The following is a 223-nucleotide window of genomic DNA, read 5'->3' as shown; positions in this document are numbered from 1 at the left end:
CGTCGAGCAGGAAGGCGTCATGGCCCTTGTCGCTCTCCACCTCCACGAAGGCGACGGAGGCGGCAGCCGCGTTGAGCGCATGGACGATGGCGCGCGAGTCCGATGTGGGGAACAGCCAGTCGGACGTGAAGGAGATCACGCAGAAGCGCGTGGCCGAACCCTTGAAGGCTCTGGCGAGCGAGCCGTCATGTTCGGCGGCGAGGTCGAAATAATCCATGGCGCG

The 223-nt window shown here is 65.5% G+C and carries 1 pseudogene; it reads right to left on the bottom strand.

The window, feature by feature from the left end:
• A pseudogene (gene metX / locus E4K09_RS21965) lies at positions 1-223 on the bottom strand (homoserine O-acetyltransferase); the annotation flags it as partial.

It is taken from the genome of Microvirga pakistanensis, from assembly GCF_004458765.1.
In the GTDB taxonomy this organism is placed as follows: domain Bacteria; phylum Pseudomonadota; class Alphaproteobacteria; order Rhizobiales; family Beijerinckiaceae; genus Microvirga; species Microvirga pakistanensis.
The sequence above is the reverse complement of the archived record's forward strand: the minus strand, read 5'-3'. Positions and strand labels throughout refer to the sequence as shown.